This window comes from Mesobacillus sp. (genome assembly GCF_049588175.1).
Taxonomy (GTDB): Bacteria; Bacillota; Bacilli; order Bacillales; family Cytobacillaceae; genus Mesobacillus.
The window spans coordinates 1-3,959 of sequence record NZ_JBAVFI010000080.1; the positions used below are offsets into that span (position 1 = coordinate 1).

Consider the following 3,959-nt stretch of genomic DNA (forward strand, 5'->3'; position numbering starts at 1 on the left):
CTTATCTCGTGAAAGGAACCCACTCATTTCTTCTCCAAAATTCACAAATGCGGCATTCATGCCAGGAATCACTTTTTCAACGATCCCAAGATAGATATTGCCGACAAGAGATTGCTGACTCGGCTGCTCTATATATATTTTTTCAACAACGCCATTTTTAATCAAGGCGAAGCGTTTTTCTCTGGATATGATATTGATAATTAGCTGTTCCATGTATTCTCCTATGAAATAAAAAAATGCAGCGAGAAAAAGTTCCCCGCTGCATTTATTATCCTATGTCAGTATGTGTAAAGCAAATCTCCTATTTTAGCAGACATCAGTTTTTCACTGAAAAAAGCATGAAGCAATTCATTTTCATCCATTAACATTTCTTTTCCATTTTCTTTCTTTACAATGATTGGATGCTTGCAGCCTCGCTGGAACTTTTCGAGGACTTGCCCAACCACTTCATTTTCTTCTACGTTGATCGGCTTAAGCTGCCTGAAATCTGCTTGTTTTCCATAATGCCTTTCCATAAGAAACCGCATGAAAATAAAGCGCCTTTGCTTCCATTCAAAATGAAGTGAAAAAGCCAGAAAACCGATGATTATCCAGACATTCAGGGTCAATGGCGCAAGTATGATAAGGGCGACTGAAAAAATAGCCAATGAAGCGATTGATAAATATATAGTCCTATGGTGCGCATTCTGAAAGGAAGAGTTCAAAGAAAAAAGAATAAAAACGAGTTTACCTCCATCAAGGGGCCATATTGGCAGCAAATTGAACAATAAGACCATCCAATTAAATTCAACGAACAAGGAATGCCACTTTTCTGGAAAGATGCCATTCAGATATAAAATATACGCGAGCCCAATCATCCACAAATGCTGAAGTGGTCCCGCCAGCACGACAATAAGCTCTTCCTTCAATGGCCTATTTCCATGCTCATCCATTTCTGCAACACCGCCAAAAGGCAGCAAGGCTATTTTATTAATTCTCCACGAAAAAAAAGAGGCTGCAGCACCATGTCCCATTTCATGAACAAAAATAATCAGCAGCACCATCATCAGCTCTATAAAATGCGCGGTTGCGACAGCAAGGGCAATGACCATCCACAGTAAAGGATGTATCTGTATTTTTCGTAATAAATCGGTGGTTTTATTCAAACTTAATCACCTGAACGGGATCGATAAAATCATCCCCTTTTTTTATTGCGAAATAAAATGATCCCTTTGTCCCGTCCGAGCTGTCCATAGCTGTCCCAACCTTTGTACCTTTCGAGATATATTCATACAAATTCACATCAATTCCGTCCAAGTTCCCATACCATGTTTCACTCTTGTCTGCGTGCTGAACAATGACTGTTTTTCCAAACCCATCCTTCATTCCGACAAAATGGACAAGGCCTTCGTTCATTGCCTCAACTCCGGCACCCTTCCCGGTTTCAATCATGATCCTTTGACCATTATCTCCGAAATCCTCCAAAATCTTTCCTGAAGCAGGCAAAGCGTACTCATTATCTTCATCAATATCCTGTTTGTCTTCCTCACCAGTATTTTTAGCCGGCAGAAGTGCCAATGGTTTCCCAAATTGCTCTTCATACCAATCAGAAACAGCAGCGAACTGGAATTCCTGTTCCATTGTTTGCTTTACATAGCTTTGAAACTTTTCTGCTTTTTCAGCTGGGCTTCGGAAAAGGATGGCAACAATTAATACCAGGCATGCCGAAGCAAGCACTTTAAATAAAAACACTTCTTTTTTGAATAAAGGATGGTTCCCCTCACCAGGCCCAATATCATAAGATGGAATCCGGTCAAATCCATGCCGTTCCTCTTCTGAATAGAACAATCGGCCATGGTTCATTTTCTCCATTCTTTCCCGCTCTTTCTTTCTCTTTAACATTCTTTTGCGAACGTCTTCACTTCTTGAACTCATCCTATCCCCACCAATCCCCTTGTACTCTAAGTTAGTACAAGTTTATGACCTGTCCAACAAGAGTATGACAATTAGAGGGTTTATCGATGAGAAGAGTTGTGGGGCCGGAAGATGTAATATAATAAAAAAAACGCCTGCCGGTATGCATGGAATGCAACCAAGGTCAGGCGCTTTTTACTAGCGGACTCCGAAAAATTTCTTTATCTTCGAGAATACGCCTTTATTTTCAGCATCAAGCTGCTGCAATGGAACGGATTCGCCAAGGATTCTTCGAGCAATGTTCCTATAAGCTATAGAAGCTTTGCTGTTTGGATTCAAGGCAATTGGTTCACCGTGATTCGATGCCTTGATAACCTCATCGTCATCTGCGACGATTCCAATCAAGTCAATTGAAAGATGTGTTGTAATTTCATCCACATCAAGCATATCGCCATTTTTCATCATGTGGGTGCGGATACGGTTGATGACAAGCTTTGGCGCTTCAACATTTTCTTCCTTCTCAAGCAAGCCGATAATCCTGTCTGCATCCCTCACAGCGGATACTTCAGGAGTTGTGACAACAATCGCCTTATCTGCACCGGCAACGGCATTTTTATAGCCTTGCTCGATTCCTGCCGGGCAATCAATAATGATATAATCATAGTCTTGTTTCAATTCATTGACTAATTTTTTCATTTGTTCTGGCTGGACGGCCGTTTTATCGCTTGTCTGTGCAGCTGGAAGCAAATAAAGATGGTCATCAAAGCGCTTATCTTTAACAAGTGCCTGATGAATCTTGCACCTGCCTTCGATCACGTCTACAAGATCATAAATGATCCGGTTCTCTAGACCCATAACAACGTCTAAATTACGCAAGCCGATATCTGTATCGACTAGGCAGACTCTTTTGCCTTGAAGAGCCAAAGCTGTACCTATATTAGCAGATGTCGTTGTTTTGCCAACTCCGCCTTTACCGGATGTAACTACAATCGCTTCTCCCATTTTACAGGCCTCCTTCAAATCTAGTTAAATTAGGTCTTTTTCGCATTAAAACTTGCAATCTATCAACGACAATCTGTTGATTATCAGATATGTAAGCACATTCCATAACCCTATTCTCTTCATCGGACACTTGGTCGGGAGCACGGTTGATGCAATCGCTGATTCTTAATTGAGACGGTTTCATGACTGATGCCGCAATCACTGCTTCGTCATTCCCATCAAAACCAGCATGCGCAATCCCTTTAAGTGTGCCCATAATAAAGATATTTCCCGTTGCCTTAACTGTGCCTCCAGGATTGACATCTCCAATCAGCAGCAAATCTCCGACTATTTCAAGGATCTGGCCTGAACGAATAACCTTTGCCACAGGGACAATTCCTGTTTCCTGTCTTTCCCGCTCAGCTTCTGCCTTTGTAATCACGTTCGTTTCAAGATCCTCAACGATTAAATTCCTCTTTTGCCGAATTAGATCCTTCAACTCTTCCTGCTGCTCCTGAGTAAGATATCTATTTCCTGCCTTCACCTTTACGGACAGCAATTGCTGTTCCTCTTGGACACGGGAGGAATTGGAAAGCTTCCTGTCAAGTTCTTTTTTTAATTCATCATAGGAGCAAGTATCATCCAAATGGAGCGTAAGTCCATCTTTCGTCCCTTTAATTGTCACATTTTGTGTTTTTTTCATACGGATGTTCACCTCAATGGTAAAAGAAATTCGACAAGCATCCGTCAAATTCCTTTATTTGAATAGGCAGGATAGAGATTTTTCTCAATCATTGCGCAGCCTGTCAGCAGCATTTTCGAACTGCCTTTTGAATGGATATGCGGCCAATACGATAAATGCTAGGTTCAAAATCAATGTTGGAACAAACCGAATACTGATATAGGTCGAAAAGTCCAGATTTGTTATATTAATTAAATGCATTAACTCGTATACCCCCACCTCAAGAAGGGCAATGCCTATAATCGTCAGGGCAGAAACAATCAAAATATTTATTTGCAGGATCCTGAGCATATTGGCAAAAAGATAAGCAATCAGTGGAAAAAGGAATAGGTAGATCCCAATG

Annotated in this window: 5 protein-coding genes and 1 pseudogene; all 6 read right to left on the reverse strand. The window is 41.0% G+C overall.

What is annotated here, in order from left to right; translation table 11 throughout:
• Positions 1-213, reverse strand: a pseudogene (locus WB217_RS01785) (Rne/Rng family ribonuclease); the annotation flags it as partial.
• A 65-nt stretch (positions 214-278) separates the two neighbouring features.
• Complete coding sequence (locus WB217_RS01790) at positions 279-1,145, reverse strand: M50 family metallopeptidase (RefSeq protein WP_423990091.1); 867 nt, start codon at positions 1,143-1,145, stop codon at positions 279-281.
• Entirely contained in the window at positions 1,138-1,914 is a 777-nt protein-coding gene (locus tag WB217_RS01795; protein ID WP_423990093.1) for a peptidoglycan DD-metalloendopeptidase family protein, read from the reverse strand. Before WB217_RS01795 ends, WB217_RS01790 begins: the two co-directional genes overlap by 8 nt.
• 177 nt (positions 1,915-2,091) lie before the next feature.
• Positions 2,092-2,895 carry a septum site-determining protein MinD gene (minD, locus tag WB217_RS01800; RefSeq protein WP_423990095.1) on the reverse strand — a complete coding sequence of 268 codons (804 nt, stop codon included), beginning with the start codon at positions 2,893-2,895 and terminating at the stop codon, positions 2,092-2,094.
• Position 2,896: 1 nt separating this feature from the next.
• Positions 2,897-3,577 carry a septum site-determining protein MinC gene (gene minC, locus WB217_RS01805; protein WP_423990097.1) on the reverse strand — a complete coding sequence of 227 codons (681 nt, stop codon included), beginning with the start codon at positions 3,575-3,577 and terminating at the stop codon, positions 2,897-2,899.
• Between the two features lie 84 nt (positions 3,578-3,661).
• Positions 3,662-3,959, reverse strand: a 298-nt coding sequence (mreD, locus tag WB217_RS01810; RefSeq protein ID WP_423990098.1) for a rod shape-determining protein MreD, incomplete at its 5' end; no start/stop codon positions are given.

Bases quoted from the DNA above. Each gene is read 5' to 3' on its own strand.
- minC (WP_423990097.1), bottom strand. From the start codon at position 3,577: ATGAAAAAAACACAAAATGTGACAATTAAAGGGACGAAAGATGGACTT.
- minD (WP_423990095.1), bottom strand. From the start codon at position 2,895: ATGGGAGAAGCGATTGTAGTTACATCCGGTAAAGGCGGAGTTGGCAAA.
- WB217_RS01795 (WP_423990093.1), bottom strand. From the start codon at position 1,914: ATGAGTTCAAGAAGTGAAGACGTTCGCAAAAGAATGTTAAAGAGAAAG.